Annotated in this window: 17 protein-coding genes; 10 read left to right on the top strand and 7 right to left on the bottom strand. The window is 65.5% G+C overall.

Going from position 1 to position 18796, the window contains the following annotated elements; all coding sequences use genetic code 11:
• Nucleotides 1-18 precede the first annotated feature (18 nt).
• A complete protein-coding gene (locus tag AL3_RS12485) occupies nucleotides 19-1449 on the top strand; it encodes a mycothione reductase (protein ID WP_066301337.1) in 1431 nt (476 codons plus the stop codon).
• A 112-nt stretch (nucleotides 1450-1561) separates the two neighbouring features.
• Here the strand turns inward: AL3_RS12485 and AL3_RS12480 are convergent, their stop codons facing one another.
• Nucleotides 1562-3370 (bottom strand): AMP-dependent synthetase/ligase, encoded by a 1809-nt coding sequence (locus tag AL3_RS12480; protein ID WP_066301335.1) that lies wholly within the window; start codon nucleotides 3368-3370, stop codon nucleotides 1562-1564.
• Nucleotides 3371-3624: 254 nt separating this feature from the next.
• On the opposite strand from AL3_RS12480, the gene AL3_RS12475 reads away from it, so the two are divergent.
• Complete coding sequence (locus AL3_RS12475; RefSeq protein ID WP_066301333.1) at nucleotides 3625-4587, top strand: ROK family glucokinase; 963 nt, start codon at nucleotides 3625-3627, stop codon at nucleotides 4585-4587.
• A gap of 16 nt (nucleotides 4588-4603) precedes the next feature.
• Here the strand turns inward: AL3_RS12475 and AL3_RS12470 are convergent, their stop codons facing one another.
• Both AL3_RS12470 and AL3_RS12465 read right to left on the bottom strand, forming a co-directional pair.
• The gene (locus tag AL3_RS12470; RefSeq protein WP_066301331.1) at nucleotides 4604-5134 is read right to left on the bottom strand and encodes a hypothetical protein; all 531 of its coding nucleotides are present in this window, start codon (nucleotides 5132-5134) and stop codon (nucleotides 4604-4606) included.
• Nucleotides 5131-5895, bottom strand: coding sequence for an alpha/beta hydrolase (locus AL3_RS12465; RefSeq protein ID WP_066301328.1), 765 nt, complete (start codon nucleotides 5893-5895; stop codon nucleotides 5131-5133). Before AL3_RS12465 ends, AL3_RS12470 begins: the two co-directional genes overlap by 4 nt.
• Before the next feature lie 166 nt (nucleotides 5896-6061).
• On the opposite strand from AL3_RS12465, the gene AL3_RS12460 reads away from it, so the two are divergent.
• On the top strand, nucleotides 6062-6973 hold the full coding sequence (locus AL3_RS12460; protein WP_083521706.1) for a lysophospholipid acyltransferase family protein: 912 nt from the start codon (nucleotides 6062-6064) through the stop codon (nucleotides 6971-6973).
• Between the two features lie 75 nt (nucleotides 6974-7048).
• Nucleotides 7049-8437: a class II 3-deoxy-7-phosphoheptulonate synthase gene (locus AL3_RS12455; protein ID WP_066301327.1), complete on the top strand. Its 1389-nt coding sequence runs from the start codon at nucleotides 7049-7051 to the stop codon at nucleotides 8435-8437.
• 18 nt (nucleotides 8438-8455) lie between these two features.
• Here the strand turns inward: AL3_RS12455 and AL3_RS12450 are convergent, their stop codons facing one another.
• On the bottom strand, nucleotides 8456-10573 hold the full coding sequence (locus tag AL3_RS12450; RefSeq protein ID WP_246168515.1) for a Stk1 family PASTA domain-containing Ser/Thr kinase: 2118 nt from the start codon (nucleotides 10571-10573) through the stop codon (nucleotides 8456-8458).
• 113 nt (nucleotides 10574-10686) lie between these two features.
• A complete protein-coding gene (locus tag AL3_RS12445; protein ID WP_083521705.1) occupies nucleotides 10687-12039 on the bottom strand; it encodes a LysM peptidoglycan-binding domain-containing protein in 1353 nt (450 codons plus the stop codon).
• A 224-nt stretch (nucleotides 12040-12263) separates the two neighbouring features.
• Between AL3_RS12445 and AL3_RS12440 the strand changes: the two genes are divergently transcribed.
• Nucleotides 12264-12617, top strand: coding sequence for an Rv2175c family DNA-binding protein (locus tag AL3_RS12440; protein ID WP_066301324.1), 354 nt, complete (start codon nucleotides 12264-12266; stop codon nucleotides 12615-12617).
• Between the two features lie 10 nt (nucleotides 12618-12627).
• Here AL3_RS12440 and AL3_RS12435 read toward each other — a convergent pair whose 3' ends face one another.
• Both AL3_RS12435 and AL3_RS12430 read right to left on the bottom strand, forming a co-directional pair.
• Complete coding sequence (locus tag AL3_RS12435; protein WP_066301322.1) at nucleotides 12628-13740, bottom strand: polyprenyl synthetase family protein; 1113 nt, start codon at nucleotides 13738-13740, stop codon at nucleotides 12628-12630.
• Between the two features lie 9 nt (nucleotides 13741-13749).
• Nucleotides 13750-14268, bottom strand: coding sequence for a hypothetical protein (locus tag AL3_RS12430; protein ID WP_066301317.1), 519 nt, complete (start codon nucleotides 14266-14268; stop codon nucleotides 13750-13752).
• Nucleotides 14269-14408: 140 nt separating this feature from the next.
• On the opposite strand from AL3_RS12430, the gene dinB reads away from it, so the two are divergent.
• From dinB to ftsL, 5 genes are all read left to right on the top strand, one after another.
• Nucleotides 14409-15644, top strand: coding sequence for a DNA polymerase IV (gene dinB / locus AL3_RS12425; RefSeq protein ID WP_066301315.1), 1236 nt, complete (start codon nucleotides 14409-14411; stop codon nucleotides 15642-15644).
• A 137-nt stretch (nucleotides 15645-15781) separates the two neighbouring features.
• Nucleotides 15782-16162: an SCO2097 family morphological protein gene (locus tag AL3_RS12420; protein ID WP_066301313.1), complete on the top strand. Its 381-nt coding sequence runs from the start codon at nucleotides 15782-15784 to the stop codon at nucleotides 16160-16162.
• Nucleotides 16163-16444: 282 nt separating this feature from the next.
• A complete protein-coding gene (gene mraZ / locus AL3_RS12415) occupies nucleotides 16445-16876 on the top strand; it encodes a division/cell wall cluster transcriptional repressor MraZ (RefSeq protein ID WP_066301308.1) in 432 nt (143 codons plus the stop codon).
• A gap of 217 nt (nucleotides 16877-17093) precedes the next feature.
• A complete protein-coding gene (gene rsmH / locus AL3_RS12410; RefSeq protein WP_066301306.1) occupies nucleotides 17094-18092 on the top strand; it encodes a 16S rRNA (cytosine(1402)-N(4))-methyltransferase RsmH in 999 nt (332 codons plus the stop codon).
• A complete protein-coding gene (ftsL, locus tag AL3_RS12405) occupies nucleotides 18089-18775 on the top strand; it encodes a cell division protein FtsL (protein WP_066301304.1) in 687 nt (228 codons plus the stop codon). The genes rsmH and ftsL overlap by 4 nt, the downstream gene beginning before the upstream one ends.
• The last annotated feature ends 21 nt before the right edge of the window (nucleotides 18776-18796 follow it).

Raw genomic sequence — 18796 nt, 5'->3', positions numbered from 1 at the left:
CGCCGATAGACTGGCTGAGTGACTCACTACGATCTCGCCATTATCGGCTCCGGCTCCGGCAACTCCCTGATCACCCCGGAATGGGACGGTCGGAAAGTAGCCGTCATTGACGGCGGTACCTTCGGTGGAACCTGCCTGAACGTCGGCTGCATCCCCACCAAAATGTTCGTTTATCCGGCCCAGCTCGCCGGCTCCACAGCGGAAGCCGGGCGCCTGGGTGTGGACCTGCGCCTCGACGGCGTGCGGTGGCAGGAGATCCGCGACCGCATCTTCGGGCGGATCGATGCCATTTCCGACGGCGGACGGCGCTACCGTGCCGATGAGCTGGAGAACGTCACCCTCTACAGCGAATACGTCCGGTTCACCGGCTCCCACCGCCTGGAGACGGCATCCGGTGAGGAAATTACGGCAGACCAGATCGTGATCGCCGCCGGATCACGGCCGGTGCTGCCGCAGATCCCCGGGATCGACCTGCCGCAGGTCCATACCTCCGACACAGTGATGCGCGTTGATGACCTGCCCGAACGGATCCTGATCCTGGGCGGCGGCTACATCGCGGCCGAGTTCGGCTTCGTCTTCTCTGCGTTCGGCTCGCAGGTCACCATGGCTGTCCGTTCCGGCGCGCTGCTCCGGGCACAGGATGAAACCGTCTCGGAACGCTTCACGGCGGCCGCTGCGGCCCAGTGGGACGTCCGGCTGCACCACACGCTCGATTCGCTGGCGGAGAACGCCGACGGATCGGTCCGCGCTGTCCTGTCCGGCCCCTCCGGCCCGGCCGAAATCGACGTCGACCTGGTCCTCGTCGCCACCGGCCGGACTCCCAATACCGACCGGCTCGACGTGCAGGCCGCAGGCCTCGACCTCGAGGAAGACGGCCGGCTGGCCGTCGATGAATACCAGCGTGTGCTCAGCGGCGGCCGTCCCGTCTCCGGGATCTGGGGACTGGGCGACGTGAGCAGCGAACATCAGCTGAAGCATGTTGCCAATCACGAAGCCCGGGTGGTCAGCCACAATCTGCTGCATCCAGGGGAGCTCCGGGCTTCGTCGCACCGCTTTGTTCCGGCTGCGGTTTTCAGCCATCCGCAGGTCGCCTCCGTGGGCCTCACCGAGGCGCAGGCCAAGGTGTATGCCGCTGAGCACGGACTCGAGCTGGCAACGGTGGTGCAGGAGTACGGTTCGACGGCGTACGGCTGGGCAATGGAGGACACCACGGGATTTGTGAAGCTCCTGGCCGACCGCTCCAGCGGGCGCCTGCTCGGGGCCCACATCATGGGCCATGAGGCTTCCATGCTGCTGCAGCCACTGGTCCAGGCGATGGTCTTCGGCCTGGATGCGCACACCATGGCGCGCGGCCAGTACTGGATCCACCCGGCGCTCACCGAGGTGATCGAGAACGCCCTGTTGTCCCTGGAGACCCAGCCGCAGGAACCGGCCGCTCTCCGGCCCTAGCAGCACCCCGGAACCGAAACCGGACCGGAACCACGGAAAACAAGAACAGCAGGGGCACGGGAGGAATCCCGTGCCCCTGCTGTTCGCTGGCCGGTGCGGCCGGGCTGCGCGGCTAGACGCGCTGCCCGGAGTAGATCTCTTCGACCACGTCCGAGAAGTCCTTGAGCACCTGCGCACGCTTGATTTTCATGGACGGTGTCAGGTGGCCGCTGGCCTCCGTGAAGTCGGTGGAGACCACCCGGAACACCTTGATGGCCTCGGCCTTGGAAACAGCCTGGTTCGCTCCATCCACCAGCGCCTGCAGCTCATCCTGCAGCTGCTGGGTCTGAGCGGCTTCGGCCACGGTGGTCCCGGCCGGAAGGCTGTGCCGCTCCAGCCATCCGGGCAGCGCCTCCTCGTCCAGGGTAATGAGCGCGGAGATGAACGGCCGGTGGTCGCCCACCACAACGCACTGCGAGACGATCGCGTCGGCCCGGATGGCGTCTTCCAGCACGGCGGGAATCACGTTCTTGCCGCTGGCGGTCACGATGATTTCCTTCTTGCGGCCGGTGATCTTCAGGAATCCGTCGGAATCGAGCTGGCCGATGTCACCGGTGCGGAACCAGCCATCAACGAAGTTCTCCTCCGTCAGGTCCGGGCGCTTGAAGTATCCCTTCATCACGCTGACGCCCTTGGCCAGGATTTCTCCGTCGTCGGCGATCCGGACGGCGTTGCCGGGCAGCGGGGCGCCGACGGTGCCGATCTTGATCAGCTTCGGCGTGCTGACGCTTACCGGGGCCGTGGTTTCGGTGAGCCCGTAGCCCTCCAGGACCATCACGCCGATGCCGTTGAAGAAGTGGCCCAGGCGGTCGCCCAGCGGTGCGCCGCCGGACACGGCGTACTGGACACGTCCGCCCATGGCAGTGCGGATTTTGGAGTAGAGCAGTTTGTCGAACAGGGCGTGCCGCAGCTTCAGGCCCAGCGGAATCTTGCCCTCCTCCTTGGCCTTGGACCACTCGATGGCGGTCTGCGCGCCGGCGTGGAAAATCTTGCCCTTGCCGCCGTCTTCGGCTTTGAGCATTGAGGAGTTGTAGACCTTTTCAAAGACGCGCGGCACTACCAGGAGGAAGGAGGGCTGGTAGCTCTGCAGATCGGGCAGCAGGCTCTTGACGTCGGGGGTGTGGGCAACCGTGGCTCCCGCAGCGACGCACAGCACGGAGATGAACCGGGCAAAAACGTGCGCCAGCGGCAGGAACATAATCGTCTGGGCATCCTCCCGGGCGACCTCCGGCAGTGCCGCCATGGCGTTGCGGGAGAGTTCAACGAAGTTGCTGTGCGTCAGTTCGCAGCCCTTGGGCTTGCCGGTGGTTCCTGAGGTGTAGATGATCGTGGCGGTGTCTTCCAGGTTCGCCAGCGACCGCCGGGCTTCAAGCTCCTCATCGGTGATGGCTGCTCCGGCCTCGCGGAGCTGGTCCAGCCCGCCGCCGTCCAGCTGCCAGACATGCTTCACCCCCGAGAGGTCTTCATCGGCGGCGGCCTGGCGGACGACATTTTCATGCCGTGCTGCCTCGACGATGATGGCGCTGGCTTCGGAATCACCGAGGATCCAGGCAACCTGTGCGGGGGAGGAGGTCTCATACACGGGTACGGAGATGCCGCCGGCAAACCAGATGGCGAAGTCGACCAGGGTCCATTCATACCGGGTGCGGGCCATGATGCCGACGCGGTCCCCGGCACCTATGCCGGAGGCCATGAGCCCCTTGGCGATCCGCTTGACATCGGCGAGGAACTCGGTGGCGCTGATATTCGTCCATGCATCACCGGTTGAGCGCACGGCGAAAAGAGCGGGGTTGGAGGGCTTGGCAGCCTGTTCCAGAAGCAGGTCCGTTGTGTTCGTGTCCGGTGAGGACTCCACCAGGACGGGGACGCTGTATTCGCGCACGATAGCTCCTTCGATATCATTTCGGACGGCGGGGTGTTCCCCACCCTATAACTTAGATCACATTTTCGTACTCGCTGGTAACTTTCGAAACCATAACGCTTGACGGTGCCGGAACCGGGTCCAGCCCGGGCGCCTAGAATTGGTTGTTGATGCCTCACGTAAATCCAGCTCCTGTTCCCCCTTTCCCTGCTGCCCGGTGGTCCCGGCGCGCGGATCCTTTCCGGCCGCGGCGGACCGCCAGGCTTTCCAGTCCGATGCGCCGGCGGGGCCTGGCCATCGGCATAGACATCGGCGGCACGAAAGTCGCGGCTGGGCTGGTCGATTCCAGCGGCCGGGTCCTTGCGGAAGTCCGCCGCTCCACTCCGGGGCAGAACCCCCGGGAGGTAGAGCAGGTCATCGTGGAACTGGTCCGGGAACTCTCGGCGGAGAAACACGTCTGGTCCGTGGGAATCGGTGCTGCCGGGTGGATGGACCTGGCCGGCAGCACGGTGCTCTTCAGCCCGCACCTGGCCTGGCGGAATGAACCGCTGCAGGCCAACCTGGAAAAGCTGCTCAAGCGGCGCGTTTACCTGGCCAACGACGCCGACGGCGCGGCGTGGGCGGAGTGGCGCTTTGGCGCCGGGGTGGGGGAGAGCAGAATGGTCTGCATCACCCTGGGCACCGGGATCGGCGGGGCCATGATCATGGACGGGCGGCTGGAGCGGGGCCGCTTCGGGGTGGCCGGCGAGTTCGGGCACCAGATCATCATGCCGCAGGGCCGGCGCTGCGAATGCGGCAACCGTGGATGCTGGGAGCAGTATGCCTCGGGTAATGCGCTGGGCCGGGAAGCCCGCGAACTGGCGGAGGCCAATTCGCCGGTGGCCCAGGAACTGCTGCGCAGCGTCGACGGCCGGATCCCTGACATTACCGGCGCCGTCGTGACCCGCCTTGCCCTCGAGGGGGACCGGACCGCCATCGAGCTCCTCGGCGAAGTTGGGGAGTGGCTGGGCCTGGGCCTCGCGAACCTCGCAGCCGCCCTGGACCCCGGGATGTTCGTCATCGGCGGTGGCCTCAGCGACGCCGGCAACCTCCTCCTGGAACCGGCCCGGAGGTCCTTCTCCCGCAACCTCACGGGGCGGGGGTTCCGGCCCGAGGCCAGGATCGAGAAGGCGGCCCTCGGCCCGTCCGCGGGCCTGATCGGCGCGGCCGACCTTTCCCGGGTGGCCGCCCGGCGCTGACTGGTTCCCGCTGCGGCTAGACCGCAGCGCCGTCGTCGTCCTCATCCCGGTGCTGGGGAAGGCGGTAGAGCAGGTAGCCGGAGGACACGACAAACAGGGCGACGATGCCCAGCACAACGGTGAGCGGAGCGCTGCGCCAGAACATGGCGAAGAGCAGGAGCAGCAGCGGTCCACCCGCGGCCCCGAGCCAGGCGAGGATGACCAGGGGTTCCCCGCTGCCCAGCGGCGGCGGTTCCTCCGGGACGAAGCTGCCGTCGGACTCGTCCTCCTGCGGGCTGTAGTCGCGCGGCCCGGTGCTCGGACCGGTCAGCGGTTCGCGGCGCAGGGGCTGGTTTTCGAAGATGGCACGCGTGCGTTCGGCCGGTGTTCTCGGATCAGACGGCGTGCGGGAGTCCGGCTGCACAGCTGCGGCCGGTCCCGGATGGGTGTCCCGCTCCGGGGTGTCCGCCCCGGGATCGAGGTCCGGGGTCTCCTGCAGGCGGGCCACCAGATCCTGCCAGGTGGCGTCGTCAGTGGATTCGTTGCGTTCCGGTTCGCGGTCAGTCATGCCGGGGCACCTGCACTCACCCGTTGGATAAATTCATGGGAGCGTTCAAAGATCAAAGGAGCATCGTGGTCCATGGTGGCCACGTGGTAACTGTTTTCCAAAGGGACAACCTCGAGTTCGGTACTTCCGATCAGCTTCCGCAGCAGATCCATGCTTGATTCCGGTACCACCGGATCCACTGTGGAACGGAAAGCGATGACGGGTGCGGTGACGCTGGGCAGATGAGCCGCGGTGTCCTTAAACAACCGCAGGAGTTCAGCCACGGCGCCCACGGGGGTGCGGGCGTACGCGATTTCATCCTGACCCGGCAGCTTGATGCTGTTGCCGATGGCCGGAACGGAAGGCATCACGTATTTGAGCAGGCGGGCATACCGCGCGCGGGGATCTGCCACAGTCAGCCCGGGATTTACGACGGCGACGCCGGCTACCGGACGGAGGGCAGCCAGGCGGAGCGCCAGCGCCCCGCCCATCGACAAACCTGCCGCCACGACCCGGTCGGTCCGGTCAGCGAGGCTGGCATATGCATCGTCATAGGCCTGGTACCAGTGCTCCCACGGGGTGCGCGCCAGCTCCTGCCAGGTTGTCCCGTGTCCCGGAAGCAGCGGAAGGCTGACGGCGTAGCCGGCATCGGCCAAATAGCGGGCCCAGCCCAGCATGCTCACGGTGGAGCCGGTGAAGCCATGGCTCAGCAGCACGCCGGTGGCAGCATTCGGGCCGTCGCCGGCGCTCGAAAACGGCGTCGGGCCCCCAGGGGATGTCATAGCTCTATGGTTGCATTAGGATGCTGATTTTCCACCCCGCAGATAACAAAGTTCCGGGTCCGCGCCGCGGCAGAAATCCTATGCCGTGCCTGCGGCCCTTACAGTAGTACGTAGGGGAGCCAAACAGGCGCCCAAAAGTGTTTGTCCGGACGGGAGAGCTGGCCGCGTGTTCTATTGGGTGATGAAGACGATTTTCATCGGACCGGTGGTGAATCTCCTGTTCCGGCCGTGGGTCAAGGGCATGGACAACGTACCTGCCACCGGACCGGCGATCCTCGTCAGCAACCATCTCTCCTTCTCCGACTCGATCTTCCTGCCCCTCGCGGTTCCGCGCCCGGTGAGTTTTCTGGCCAAGTCGGAGTACTTCACCGGCAAGGGACTCAAAGGCAAGCTGACCGCCATGTTCTTCCGGCTGACCAATCAGCTGCCGATCGACCGGTCCGGAGGGGCCGCATCGGAAGCTGCCCTGCGCGCCGGCGTCAAGGTGCTCGAAGGCGGGAACCTGCTCGGCATTTATCCCGAAGGTACCCGCAGCCCGGACGGCCGGCTGTACCGGGGCAAGACGGGGGTTGCCAAGATGGCGCTGCAGACGGGGGTCCCCGTGATTCCCGTGGCCATGATCGGCACCGACAAGGTCCAGCCGATCGGACGCCGGATCCCCAACATCCGCCGCATCGGCATTATCGTCGGTGAACCCCTGGACTTCTCCCGCTATGCCGGGCTGGAAAATGACCGCTTTGTGCAGCGCTCCGTGACGGACGAGATCATGTATGAACTGATGCGGCTCTCCGGGCAGGAATACGTTGATGTGTACGCGAGCACGGTTAAGGACAGGATGGCCGCGGCACGCAAGGCCTCCAAAACCGCAGAATCACGCAGCGCCGCCGTCCGGCTGCCTGCCCCGGACGAGCCGGAGACCGGCGTGGGCCCCGCGGCCGGCCGGCGCAGGAACCACAAGGAACCCGGTGAAGTCACTGTGATCGGCGCACCGGAAGCTGTTCAGCCCGCGCCCACGGACATCAGCCCGCAGGGCCCGCAGGAAACCGGCGGAGCAGAACAGACGCCGCACAGCGCCTAGGGGTTGTCCCGGCAGGCTGCGTAACAGGACACATTTGATCGCCCCGCGTCCCTGCCTGCCAGTAGGATTTAACCCGTGAGCCATACACCTGCAGAACTCGACCCCAGTTTCCCTCCTTCGTCCGGCGCGGCCGTGTATCCGGGCCTGGATGAATGGCGGTCCCTGCCGATCTCCCAGCAGCCCACATGGCAGGACGATCCGGGATATGCCGCAGCAGTGGCAGAGCTTTCCATGGTTCCGCCGCTGGTCTTTGCCGGTGAGGTGGACATCCTCCGCGACCGCCTCGCCCAGGCTGCCCAGGGCAAAGCCTTCCTGCTCCAGGGCGGCGACTGCGCAGAGACCTTCGAAGCCGCCACGGCAGACAAGATCAGCGCGCGGGTCCGCACCATCCTGCAGATGTCCGTGGTCCTGACCTACGGCGCCTCCCTCCCGGTCATCAAGATGGGCCGCATGGCCGGCCAGTTCGCCAAGCCGCGCTCCTCCAACGATGAGGCACGGGGCGGAACCACGCTTCCGGCCTACCGCGGCGACATGGTTAACGGCTTCGAATTCACGCCGGAATCCCGCCGCCACGACCCGGCACGCATGGTCCGGGCCTACCACACCTCGGCATCCACGCTGAACCTGATCCGGGCCTTTACCCAGGGCGGTTTCGCCGACCTGCGGCTGGTCCATCACTGGAACCGGGGCTTCACTGCCAACCCCGCCCACTCCCGCTACGAATCCCTGGCACGGGACATCGACCGTGCCGTGCGCTTTATGGACGTCTGCGGAGCAGATTTCGAAGCACTGAAGCGGGTGGAGTTCTTCGCCAGCCACGAGGCCCTGCTGCTGGACTACGAACGCGCGCTGACCCGGATTGATTCGCGCACCGGACAGCCCTATGACACGTCGGCACATTTCCTGTGGATCGGGGAGCGTACCCGGGATCTGGATTCCGCCCACGTCGACTTCCTTTCCCGCGTCCGCAACCCCATCGGCGTGAAGCTTGGTCCGAACAGCACCCCCGAGGACGCCCTGGCCCTGATCGACAAGCTGGATCCGAACCGCGAACCCGGACGCCTGACCTTCATTACCCGGATGGGTGCCCAGAACATCCGGGAGAAGCTGCCCACGCTGGTGGAGAAGGTGACTGCTTCCGGGGCGCAGGTCCTATGGGTCACCGATCCCATGCACGGCAACACCGTGACCTCGCCGAACGGCTACAAAACCCGCAACTTCGACGATGTTATGGATGAAGTCCGCGGATTCTTCGAAGTGCACAACGCCCTGGGTACGTTCCCCGGCGGCCTGCATGTGGAAATGACCGGAGACGATGTTTCCGAGTGCCTCGGCGGCGCCGATCCGGTTGACCAGGAAGCGTTCGTGGAAGGCTACGAATCGGTCTGCGATCCCCGCCTGAACCACATGCAGTCCCTGGAAATGGCGTTCCTGGTAGCAGGGGCACTGGCCGAGAAAGGCTAGTTTCTCCGGCCCCTCCGGCTAGACGACGGTCAGCGTGATAACCGACCCTTCGGGCGCGGTTCCGCTGGAGGGATCCTGGGCGCGGACGGTTCCGAAGAACCCGCCCAGGATCTCGTTTACCTGGACCCGGAAGCCCAGCGCCTCAAGCTCCTCGCGGGCGGTGTCGGCCTGCTTGCCGACGTAGCTGGGAACCTGGATCATCCGCGGTCCATCCGAAATGGTCAGGGTGACCGTTCCGCCGCGCTCCAGCAGACCGGATGCCGGTGTCTGGGTCACAACGGAGCCCTTCGGGACATCTGTGCTGTTGACCCGGCTGGGCGCGACGGAGGCTGTGAGTCCTGCACTTTCCAGCGCCCCTACGGCGTCGTCCTCTGTCCGGCCAACAACGGAGGGCACGTCCACGGGGGCCGGCCCCTTGGACACGGTCAGATCCACCGGAGTGCCCCGCCGCAGTTCCGCATCAGCAGCCGGGACCTGGGCAATGACCTGGCCCGCCGGGACGGTTTCGTTGAACTCCTCCGTGACCTTCCCGGCAGCCAGGCCCGCCTCGGCGAGCTCGTCCCCGGCCGATTCCACGGTGCGCTGGATAACGTTGGGAACAGTGAACAGCTCCGGACCCCTGGACACGAGCAGCGTGACGGTCTGGAACCGCCGTACCTGCTGCGGGGCAGCCGGATCCGTGCCGATAGCCAGACCGGCAGCAACCACCTCGTCATAGACCTCGTTGGTGGTGTACCGCAGCCCCTCATCGCCCAGGCGGGCGGAGGCCGCAGCAGCGGACGTATTGGCTACCTCCGGGATGGAGACCAGTGCACCCGGCCCGGCTCCGAAGAACCAGCCGGTGAAAGCGGCCGCCGCCACCAGGAGGAAGAGCAGGAGGCCCACCAGCACACCGCGCCGGCGCGGGCTGCCGGACCGAAGCGACACCTCGGGACGCTGGGCGTCCCGGGAGGACTGCTTCTGCTGTGCCTTGAAGTCCCTGCGCGCCTGCCGCCGCCCCGCACGGGCAGAGACCACCGGATAGCCGCCGCCCTCGTCCTCATCGTCGTCGTCGTAGTCCTGTTCATCGGCCTGGGCCCGCAGCCCCGGCATGACACTGGTGGCGTTATCAGCGCGCTGGATGACCTCGGTGGCGTGGGGTTCGGTGCGGCCAATCACCTCGGTGGCACCGGAGGGGGCTGCCGGGCGGACCACCGCGGTCCGGGCCGTGGCGCCGTCCTGCTGACCTGGAAGTGCCGCCTGCGTTGGGTTTCCGGCTGGATGTCCGGGCGCGGGCGTAACGGGAGCGTGGAAGTCCAGCTGCTCGTCAGTGAGGGACGTGCGGATATGCCGGAGTTCCCCCAGGAGCGCCCGGCCGTCCACGGGACGTTCCTCCGGGTCCTGGGCGGTGCACCACTGCACCAGCTCATCGAGATCCTGGGCGAGGCCGGGGCAGGCTGCAGATGGTGCGGGCACGGTGGAGTGCACATGCGCGAAGGCCACCTGGATGGGTACCTCGCCGGTGAAGGGCTGGGAGCCGGTAAGCATCTCGTAGAGCATGATGCCCGCTGAGTAGATGTCGCTGCGTTCGTCCGCACCGTCCCCGGTGACCAGCTCCGGCGCCAGATAGGCGACAGTGCCAACCAGGGTTCCGGTGTTGGTGCTGGTGGTGACTGCCCGGGCAAGGCCAAAGTCGGCAATCTTGATGGCACCGCTGCTGGCCAGCAGCACGTTCTCGGGCTTTACATCGCGGTGCACCAGTCCGGCTTCATGGGCCGCGGCGAGGCCGTCGACCACTGCATCCATCATCGCCAGGGCAAGCCGCGGAGTGAGGCGCGTGCGTTCGTTCAGGACATCCCGCAGGGTGTGCCCCGGGACGTACTCCATGACCAGGTAGGCCAGCGAATCCTCGATCCCCTGATCCAGCACACCGACGACATGGGGGTGGGACAACCGGGCTGCGGATTTGGCCTCCCGCTCGAAGCGGTCGAGGAACCCCCGGTCCGCGGCGAGATGCGGATAGAGCACCTTCAGCGCCACGTCCCGGTCCAGCCGGGTGTCTGTGGCGAGATAGACCGTGGACATTCCGCCGCGGGCAATACGGGAGCGCACCAGATAGCGGTTATCTACCAGGGTCTCCAGAAGTGGGTCATTCACGGGCTCATGCACCCTTTGATCCTATAAGCGCGGACGGGCAGGAGGAGGATCGACACCCGATCCCGCCTCCTGCCCTTTGTTTGTCCTACGCTCAGCGTGGTTCCTGCTAAGGCCTAAAACGTTGCCCGGTGTGCGAGCACGGAAGCCACGTAGGCCTCCGTATCCGCATACATGCCCTGGGTCGTTACCGAGTACTGGCCCTGGTAATACGAGGCAATCGCGATTTCGAGGCTGGAGCTGGTGCGGATCAGGGAACGGATGATCGCGACGCCGGCGGTAACGTTGTCCTGCGGGTCCAGCAGGTTGAGCTGGCGGCCGACCAGGCCCGATGCCCACTCGCCGGAAGAGGGAATGACCTGCATGGTGCCGATGGCGTTGGCGGGGGAGACCGCCCGCTGGTCGAAGCCGGATTCCTGGAAAGCGAAAGCCTGGGCCAGGGCCGGATCCACGCCCATGGACAGGGCGGTTTCCGCTACCAGCTGCTGCATCTGGGCACGGGAGGGAACCTCAATGGAGTTCAGCGCCTGCTTGTTGAGGTTCGCACCAGCCACGACGTGCTGCGGGTAGGTGTAGTGCAGGAACGTGCTGGGCACCAGGTCAGTGGGAGCCTCAGCCGCGGGGGCGGCAGGCGCTGACGGGGTGGCCAGGGTGGTGACGGAGGACGATCCGCCGAGGGCCAGCTCCTGGCCGGGGCGGATGACCGAGGTCATGTTCAGGCCGTTGGCCGCCAGGACGGACTGCAGTTCGACACCGTGCTTGGCAGCGATGCCTCCAAGCGTGTCACCTGCGGCAACCGTGTAGGTCCCGGAAGATGCCGGAGCTGCGGGCGCTGCGGCCGGTGCGCTGGATGCGGTGGAGATTTCGGCGGCGCCGGAGCCCAGGGAGATTTCCTGGCCCGGCTGAATGATCGAGGTCATGTTCAGGCCGTTGGCCTCCAGGAGCGACTGCAGGGAGACATCGTGCTTGGCTGCGATCGCGCTCAGCGTGTCTCCCGGGACCACGGTGTAAGCCGCTGCGGGGGCAGCAGCCTCGGGGGCCTTGGCTGTTCCGGTCAGCTTCAGTTCCTTGCCGGCGTAGATCACCGAGGCCGGCTGCAGGTTGTTGGCTCGGAGAACCTCGTTCATGTCCAGACCGTACCGGGCAGCGATGGAGCTGACGGTATCGCCCGGAACGATGCGGTGCGTCGCGGGGACGGCGGACTCAGCAGCAACCGTTGCGGGCATCTGCGTGGCCAGCTGGGCAGCCGGGATGGTTGCGCCGGCGGCAATGTTCTTCTGCGCCTGCAGGGGAAGCTGCGGGAAGAGGGCCTTCGCCGGCGTCTGCGGCTGGACTGCTTCTGCGGTTTCCGCCAAAGCCAGGGAGGACATCATGACGGCAGGAATCGCTGCCGTAGTGACGGCGACGCTCAGTTTGCGGGGCATTCCCGCGGTCGCTGAACGCGGCCGGGGTTTGGGCTGCACGGTCATAAGGGGTTGTTTCCTCATCTGTTGGCGGTGCGGCCTTTACCGCAGTCCGTGTGACAAAAAACAAGTAGTGATACGGGTGATGCTCATGTGAATACTGTGACTTATGTGAATTTACACGAGAATGGGGCTTCCGCAATACCCGAGTAGCAATAAATCAAGGACCGGGCGGCGGCAAAACGGTGTCGACTGGCCCGCTCCGCCACAGGCGTGGCAATCTTGGGAGGGTGAATGAACTTGAGGAACTGGTTTCCGACTGGCTAACCCTGCCCGACGTGGCTGAACAACTAGATATCTCCATCAGCAAGGTGCACAGCCTGCTGGAGGAGCGTGCGCTCCTGGCGCTGCGCCTGGGCGAACGGAAAATCCGCAGCGTTCCAGCCGCCTTTATTAACGACGGCGCCATCCTGGACAGCCTTAAAGGAACCATTTCGGTGCTTACCGATGCGGGCTTTACTGACGAGGAAATGATCCGCTGGCTTTTCACAGCGGACGAAACCCTGCCCGGCCGTCCCGTGGACGCGCTGCTGGAAGGACGCAAGACGGAAATCCGCCGCCGCGCCCAGGCCCTGGCCTGGTAGCAGGCTTCGGTTAGGAGGTCCTGGTTACGGCTGCATGCGCCAAGGATTCCAGAGCTGAGCGGGTCTGTTCGTCCACTGCCATTGTGGCAAGGGTGCTGAACGCCTGCTCTGTATGCTCTGCGATCAGCGACTCGGTCGTAGCCAGGGCTCCGCTGTCCTCGATGATCCGGCGAAGCGACGCCACGGCGTCGTCGCTGAGATCCGGGCGGCCGAGCCCGGCGGTGATTTCGCGCCGCGCCGTATCGGAACTGCCGAGGGCATAGGCGATCAGCACGGTGCGCTTGCCTTCGCGCAGGTCATCTCCGGCAGGCTTCCCGGTAACCGCAGGATCGCCGAAAACGCCCAGCACATCGTCACGAAGCTGGAAGGCTTCTCCCAGCGGCAGGGAAAATGCGGAGTAGGAGGCCAGCAGTTCCCCGCTGGCTCCTGCCAGGGCACCGCCAATAGCCAGTGGATGCTCAATGCTGTACTTGGCTGACTTATAGCGCAGGATGTTGCGCGCCCGCACGACGGCCCGCTCCGGCTCATGTCCCGGCCCGACTACCTCTTCCAAGATGTCCAGGTACTGCCCGGCCATGACCTCGGTGCGCATCCTGTTGAACACGGCGCGGGCCCGGGTCGCGTAACCCGCCCGGTCTCCCACGGACGTAAAGGCTTCTTCACTGAGAGCCAGGCAGAGGTCTCCGGCCAGGATGGCTGCGGAGGAACCAAAATGGGATCCGTCCAGGAACCAGGCCGCTTCCGCATGCCGGTTGGCAAAGTGACGGTGGACGCTTGGCGCCCCACGGCGGGTGTCGGAGCGGTCAATGATGTCGTCGTGGATCAGGGCCGCACTCTGGAAGAGTTCCAGAGCAACTCCGGATCGCACGGCGGGTGCTCCCAGCGTTTCTCCGCCAGCCCCGCGCCAGCCCCAGTAGTTCAGCAGCGCACGCATCCGCTTTCCACCCTTTGCCAGGGAATGGACAGCGTCCAGCAGCGGCACGGATTCCTCCGAGACGTCTTCGAGAACCTCCCGCTGCCGGCCGAAGAATTCTTCCAGATCGGCGGCAAGCTGCTTCCGGTAGGCGTCCTGTTCACGGGAGGCCTGCTCTGCTCCCGTTGTGGGTGCCTGGGCCTGGCTCATGGCGGTGTCCTACTCTGCGGATTCAGGAAGCACGTTGGCTCCCACTGTATAAATGGTCTGCCCCTCGCGGATCACCATCGAAACGTTGGCGGTTTCGGTCTCCGTGCCGGTGGTCCGGGCGAAGTCCTTGGTGCTGGTGGAGTCCACGGCATCGCCTTCCAATGCGGCGAAGCCCTGGGCCTCGAAATGCTGCGTGTAGAAGGCTGCGATTTCCTCCGGAGCCGCGGCAGAGGAGGCGGTCAGGGAGGCGGTCAGCAGCTTGCCGTCTTCAGCAAAACTCGTGGCAGTCGGGGTGGAGCCGGCAAACAGTGGAATCAGGGTCTGCGGAAACCCCTCGGCGATGGCCGGGGATTCAGACGGCGACGGCGAGGCGGACTGGGGTGCCGAGGCCTCCGGTGACGCCGCGGCAGACTTCGGTGCGGTGGGGGAGGAAGACGCACCCGAAGACGGGCTGTCGCCCGAACCGCATCCGGCTAAGCCGGCTATCACGGCCGCGCTGCCGGCAAGGACAAGTAGTTTCTTCTTCATTCGGACTCCGCATCGACGAAGGGACAGGGCCTGGGATCCAGTCTAGGCGACCGCCCGGAACCTCCCGGCGGCACGGCGCCACGGCGGGAAAAGGAGGGAGGTGGCCGGCCACTGCTGTCACCGCTGCGCTTTAGGATGAAATGGTGGGAACAGAGCCGAACGCCGTGGGGGATAACCGCGACTGCGCCATCATGCACGTGGACATGGATGCCTTCTATGTTTCCGTGGAACTGCTGCGCCGTCCGGACCTTGTGGGTGCCCCCGTCATCGTCGGCGGCCTGGGCGGTCGGTCGGTGGTGCTGTCCGCCTCCTATGAAGCCCGGAAATTCGGCGTCCGTTCGGCCATGCCCATGGCCAACGCGCGCCGGCTGTGCCCGCAGGCCACAGTCCTGGAACCCCACCAGGAGGTCTACCGCCGCGTCTCGGCCCAGCTGATGGGAATCTTTGACTCCATCACACCGCTGGTGGAACCCCTGAGCGTTGACGAAGCCTTTCTGGACATTGCCGGATCCATGCGCCGGCTTGGACCGCCGCGCGGGATTGGCGAGCTGATCCGGGCGCGCGTGTCCGACGAGCTGGGCATCACCGCCAGTGTGGGAATCGCCGCCACGAAGTTCGTGGCCAAGATCGCTTCCACCCGCTCCAAGCCGGACGGACTGCTGCTGGTTCCGAAAGCAGACACCATCCGCTTCCTGCATTCACTTGACGTCTCGGCTCTTTGGGGGGTGGGAGCCAAAACCCGTGAAGCCCTGGCACGTGTGGGAATTTCTACGGTGGCTGACGTCGCGAACACGCCGCCTGCGGTTCTGCAGCGGCTCCTGGGTGCCGCTGGCCTGCACGTGTATGAGCTCTCCTGGGGCCGGGATCCGCGGGTTGTTACACCTGTCCGGGTGGAAAAGAGCATTGGTGCCGAGGAGACGTTCGCCCGGGACGTGGACGGGGATGAAATCCTGGAGACGGAACTGCTGCGCCTGGCCCACCGCACTGCAGCCCGGATGCGTGCCGCCGGCCTGCAGTGCAGATCGGTGGCACTGAAGCTGCGGTACGAGGATTTCACCACGCTGACCCGGACCAGAACCCTGACAGAACCAGTTGACAGTGCGCAGCTGCTCTACGAAGCCGTGCGGGGGCTGCTGAAGGCGCTGGGACGCAGGCCCATGAGCGTCCGGCTCGTCGGGCTGCGTGCGGAAAACCTTGAACCGGCGCAGGGTGCGGCCCAGCAGCTGACCCTGGACGGGCGAGACGACAACTGGCGCTCCGCGGAAGACGCCCTGGACCGGATCAACCGCAGGTTCGGAGACAGCGGAATCATGCCTGCCCGGCTCCTGAAGCCGGAAAAACCGGGAACCAGGGGTGCCGGCGATAAGCAGGCTTAGTCGTGGGTTTCCCCTGACCCAAATGCAACCTATCCTTGAAGTAGTGCAGATCAGCGTCGAGACCTCAGCGGGAACAACCGCCACGTCGGGTTCGTTGCTTGGTTTACAGGGCATATTTGGACCGCAAGGAGGCAGTGATGGCACTCTCAGAACACGAGCAGCGCTTGCTTGATCAGCTGGAGCAGCAATTGCACGCCGAAGACCCAAAGTTCGCCAATTCCATGGCGACGTCGGGCGGCCGTGGAATGTCGACCCGGCGCATCGTCCTGGGCGCACTCGTGGCAGTGGCAGGCATAGCCGTCCTGATCCTGGGAATTTCCCTCGAGAGTCCGTTCAATATCGTCGTCGGGATCCTTGGCTTTATGGTCATGGGAGCCGGTATGTACTACGCGACCACCAAGGGCAAACAGAGCCAACCGCACGTACCCGCAGGTAAGAAGGAACGTGAAGCCGCTCCGCGGGGCTTTATGTCCAACCTCGAAAACAAGTGGGATGAACGCAAGCGGGACCAGCCGTAGGTCCGCCTTCCACCACTTTCCTCCCCAGCGTTCCGCTGGAACCTGAAAAGACCCGCCTTGGCGGGTTTTTTTCGTTTAACCCGGTCCCGGTGACGCCATTCCCCTCCACAGTGCCCCCTGCCGGTCCTTCCCGCGCCATTACTGGGAAGCGGCGGCACGCCGCGCCGGAAACCGTTACCGAATTGCGTTGACTGTGGAGCAAAGTGGAGTAAAGTGGGGGACGTAAGAGGGTAGGGGCGGTGCAGGAGGGGTAAAACTCCCATATCGGACAGGCGGTGGCTGATGTTCCTCGGAACGCATTCACCGCGCCTGGACGAGAAGGGGCGAATCATCCTTCCCGCCAAATTCCGCGATGAGCTGGCCGACGGGCTGGTTTTGACCCGGGGCCAGGAACGCTGCATCTACGTCTTCAGCCAGAAGGAATTTGAAAAGGTTCACGAGCAGATGAGGCAGGCGCCGCTGTCATCACGCCAGGCCCGTGACTACATTCGGGTTTTTCTGTCCGGAGCCTCGGACGAAATCCCTGACAAGCAGGGCCGGATCACCATCCCGCCGGCACTGCGCTCGTATGCCGGGCTCGGTCGTGAACTCGCCGTCATTGGTGCAGGCACCCGTGCTGAGATCTGGGATGCCACGGCATGGCAGACCTATCTGGAGGAGCAGGAAAACGCCTTCTCGGAAACCGATGAAGACGCCATCCCGGGGATCTTCTAGAAGCAAATCAGCGGGACAGCAGTAAACAGCAGGAAACAAAGTACAGGCACCAAACACAGGAACCGGGAAGCCGGCGGGATCTTGAACGAGATCTCCAGCCGCCCCGCGGAATGTTCACCTGGCTCACCTTCCCCGGAGCCAGGCGGGCACCGTGAGGCGCGGATGGGGATCTGGTCCAAGAACCGCCGTACCGGATCAGCAGCGGAAGGAGAGACCAATGAGCGAAGACCGTCCCACCGAAGACCGGCACATCCCCGTCCTGCGGGACCGCTGCATTAATCTGCTCGCCCCGGGCATTGAGGCCGCCGAAGCGGCAGGCCGGACCGCCGTCGTCGTTGACGCGACCCTGGGCATGGGCGGGCACACCGAAGCGATGCTGGAGCGCTTTCCCAAACTCCACGTGATCGGCATTGACCGGGACCAGCAGGCACTGGCCCTGGCCGGGGAACGGCTGGCCGCATATCAGGACCGGACTGACCTGGTCCACGCGGTCTACGACGAAGTCGGCGACGTCGTCCGGGACCTCGGGTTCGACTTCATCGACGGCGCACTCTTCGATCTGGGCGTCTCTTCCATGCAGCTGGACGAGCGGGACCGCGGGTTCGCCTACTCCTACGATGCACCGCTGGACATGCGTATGGACACCAGCCGCGGCCGTACGGCTGCGGACATCGTCAACACCTATGACGAAGCCGAACTGGTTTCCATCATCCGCCGCTGGGGCGAAGAGAAGTTCGCCGGCCGGATCGCCTCGGCAATCGTGGCTGCCCGGGCCAAGACACCCTTCACCACCACCGGCGAACTGGTCGAAGCCATCCGCTCTGTTGTTCCGGCCGCCGCCGCACGCACCGGAGGACACCCCGCCAAGCGGACCTTCCAGGCCCTGCGGATCGAGGTCAATGAGGAACTGGACGTCCTGGAACGCGCCATCCCCTCCGCACTGTCGGTGCTGGGCGTCGGAGGCCGGATCGTGGTGATGTCCTATCACTCGCTCGAAGACCGCATCGTGAAGGACATCTTCGCCGCGGGATCCCGGTCCTCGGCACCCAAGGGCTTCCCCGTGGAACTCGAAGAGCACAAGGCGCAGCTGAAGCGGCTGACCAAGGGCACCGAGGTTCCCACGGAGCAGGAGATTGCCGAAAACCCGCGGGCGGCGTCCGCCAAGCTGCGGGCAGTTGAGCGTATTCGGGCAACCATGGACGGGGCACGGTCATGACTGAAGACACACGGCGGCGCCGTCCGGCGGCACCGCTGCGCGCGGTCCAGGGAAATCTGGCACGCAGCGAGCAGTGGGAACCGGCAGAGCCGCAGGCGCCGGCCCCGCGCCGCAGGACCCCGCTCTCCCTTGTGCCAGCGGCGGCCCGCAGGCGGCGGGTCCCCGTCGCGGCCCTGTGTTTCGCAGTCCTGGCAGCAGGCCTGGCAGCCGTGCTGCTCCTGAACATCTCCGTCTCCAGCGGCCAGTATCAGCTGGTTCAGCTGCAGAACCAGCGCACGGAACTCGTACAGAAGAACGAAGCCCTCACCCAGCAGGTGGAAAACCACCAGGCACCCCAGGTGCTGGCGGCTACGGCCGCTGAGCTGGGAATGGTGGCGTCACCGTCATTCGGTACGATCGACCTGCAGACCCTGGCCGTCACGGGCAATCCCGAGCCGGCCAAGGAGGGCACCAAGCGCGAAGCCCTCATCGGCCTGCCGCAGGTCCTGACCCAGCCGGTCACCCCGGCCCAGGCCTCTCCGGCAGAGCCGGAGAAACCGGCGGAGAACGTCCGGGCAGCGGAGGCACAGGACAGTGCGCCGGCAGCCGCGGATGCATCCCCGGAGGCACCGGCACCTGCCGTCCCCGAAGCAGACCTGAACGGCGGCACCATTCCGGCCCCGAGCCAGAGAAGCGGACAGTAACCACCAAGCACCCACGAGGAC

This window comes from Arthrobacter luteolus NBRC 107841 (assembly GCF_001552075.1).
GTDB classification, from domain to species: domain Bacteria; phylum Actinomycetota; class Actinomycetes; order Actinomycetales; family Micrococcaceae; genus Arthrobacter_B; species Arthrobacter_B luteolus.
The sequence above is the reverse complement of the archived record's forward strand: the minus strand, read 5'-3'. Positions and strand labels throughout refer to the sequence as shown.

Excerpts from the sequence above, each read along its gene's own strand:
- AL3_RS12445 (WP_083521705.1), bottom strand. The coding sequence starts at position 12,039 with ATGACCGTGCAGCCCAAACCCCGGCCGCGTTCAGCGACCGCGGGAATG.
- rsmH (WP_066301306.1), top strand. The coding sequence starts at position 17,094 with ATGAGCGAAGACCGTCCCACCGAAGACCGGCACATCCCCGTCCTGCGG.
- AL3_RS12430 (WP_066301317.1), bottom strand. The coding sequence starts at position 14,268 with ATGAAGAAGAAACTACTTGTCCTTGCCGGCAGCGCGGCCGTGATAGCC.
- AL3_RS12465 (WP_066301328.1), bottom strand. The coding sequence starts at position 5,895 with ATGACATCCCCTGGGGGCCCGACGCCGTTTTCGAGCGCCGGCGACGGC.
- AL3_RS12435 (WP_066301322.1), bottom strand. The coding sequence starts at position 13,740 with ATGAGCCAGGCCCAGGCACCCACAACGGGAGCAGAGCAGGCCTCCCGT.
- AL3_RS12470 (WP_066301331.1), bottom strand. The coding sequence starts at position 5,134 with ATGACTGACCGCGAACCGGAACGCAACGAATCCACTGACGACGCCACC.
- ftsL (WP_066301304.1), top strand. The coding sequence starts at position 18,089 with ATGACTGAAGACACACGGCGGCGCCGTCCGGCGGCACCGCTGCGCGCG.
- dinB (WP_066301315.1), top strand. The coding sequence starts at position 14,409 with ATGGTGGGAACAGAGCCGAACGCCGTGGGGGATAACCGCGACTGCGCC.
- AL3_RS12420 (WP_066301313.1), top strand. The coding sequence starts at position 15,782 with ATGGCACTCTCAGAACACGAGCAGCGCTTGCTTGATCAGCTGGAGCAG.
- mraZ (WP_066301308.1), top strand. The coding sequence starts at position 16,445 with ATGTTCCTCGGAACGCATTCACCGCGCCTGGACGAGAAGGGGCGAATC.
- AL3_RS12475 (WP_066301333.1), top strand. The coding sequence starts at position 3,625 with ATGCGCCGGCGGGGCCTGGCCATCGGCATAGACATCGGCGGCACGAAA.